The organism is Kineococcus glutinatus, assembly GCF_039542765.1.
Taxonomy (GTDB): Bacteria; Actinomycetota; Actinomycetes; order Actinomycetales; family Kineococcaceae; genus Kineococcus_A; species Kineococcus_A glutinatus.
Window position 1 is genome coordinate 1 of sequence record NZ_BAABIL010000235.1, and the last position, 1,582, is coordinate 1,582.

At 29.3% G+C, this 1,582-nt stretch carries 2 protein-coding genes; both read right to left on the reverse strand.

Annotated elements, in window-relative coordinates:
• Positions 1-99: 99 nt before the first annotated feature.
• Positions 100-981, reverse strand: coding sequence for an IS3 family transposase (locus tag ABEB16_RS09895; protein ID WP_324620327.1), 882 nt, complete (start codon positions 979-981; stop codon positions 100-102).
• The gene (locus tag ABEB16_RS09900; RefSeq protein WP_345712092.1) at positions 969-1,493 is read right to left on the reverse strand and encodes a helix-turn-helix domain-containing protein; all 525 of its coding nucleotides are present in this window, start codon (positions 1,491-1,493) and stop codon (positions 969-971) included. The genes ABEB16_RS09895 and ABEB16_RS09900 overlap by 13 nt, the downstream gene beginning before the upstream one ends.
• Between the last annotated feature and the right edge of the window lie 89 nt (positions 1,494-1,582).

Sequence of the window (1,582 nt, forward strand, 5' to 3'; positions counted from 1 at the left end):
ATAAGGTGACCCCAAAAAGTTGGACTTTATACCAGAGACATTTAGAAATATTTGTCTCTGGTTTTTTTGTCCTCATATTTCCCCTAGGGGAAATCGCAGCTAAGCTGCATTCAATTTCCTATATTCAACTGGACTTAAATATCCAAGTTTTTCTTTTATTCTATCTTCATTGTAATATTTTATATATTCTTCTATTGTCTTTTTTAGTTCGTTAAATGATTTAAACGTTCTACCATAGTAAATTTCTTGTTTTAATATCCCGAAGAAATTCTCCATAGGAGAATTATCTAAGCAATTTCCTTTTCTTGACATACTCTGTAAAATTCCATTAGATTCTAATTTTTCAGTATATTGTTTTAATTGATATGCCCATCCTTGATCTGAATGGAATATTCTTTTAAACTTGCAATCTGAAGTCTTTGAAATTGCTTCTTCAAGTGATGTTATTATTGCATCTAATGTAGGTGAAGTTGTTATTGAATAGCTAATGATTTCTCCATTAAACATATCCAAGAAAGGATTTAAGTAAAGTTTTTTTACTTGCATATTCCCATACTTATCTGTTTCATAGTATTTGAATTCACTTGTATCTGTTGTGATTTTTTGATGTACTACAGATGTTTTAAATCTTCTTTTTATCCTATTTGGTGCTACTTTACCTACTGTTCCCTTGTATGAGTAATATTTTCTTGATTTACGTGCAAAGTTTGTTACCTGAAGTTTCAGCTTCTGTACCAACCTTTGAACTTTTTTCTTGTTTATTAAAATTCCAAGTCTTCTAAGCATCGCATGTATTCTTCTGTATCCATAGTTTGGATTATCTTTTCTCATTTTCTTGATTTGATTCTCAAAGGCTTCATCTTTATTTTTTCTATCAAATCTTTTTTGCCAATACATGTATGTTGATTTTGGAAAATTAAATTGTTTAAGTAAATCTTTTAGTGGATATTTTTCTCTTAATGAGTGAATTATTCTAGCCATTCTCTCATTTTCTGATCTTCCTCGTCCTCTAATTCCATCTTTTTTTTTAGAAAATCTATTTCCATTTGTGCCCAGTAAAGCTTATCTTTAAGTTCAGCAATTTCGTCTATCCCTTCCTTAGAATATTCTTTCTTTACTTGTTCTTTTTCTTTTTCATTATTTTTATCTTTAGTCATACTTGAAGGTCTTCCTCTCTTTTTAGGTCTAAGTCCATCAAGTCCTTGATTTCTAAAATCAATTACCCATCTAGCAATGATCGCTGGATTATTAATCTTAAATTGATTAGAAAGTTCTTGATAGGACATTTCTCCTGTTAAGTACAAGTTTACTATATTCTTCTTAAATTCGAAAGAGTAACTATTATTTTTTCTAGAAATTTTTAAGCCTTCATATCCTTGTGTTTTGTATGAATTTACCCATCTTCTGACTACTGAATGATCACTGAGTCCATATTTATCAGTTAAATATTTATATCCTCCTTCTTTATTTAAGTATTCTTGTACTATTTTCATCTTAAATTCTGTACTATATTTTGTCATGAAAAAACTGACCTCCTCAAAGTTGGTTTTTTTAGGTCCAACTTTTTGGGGTCAGTTCATTT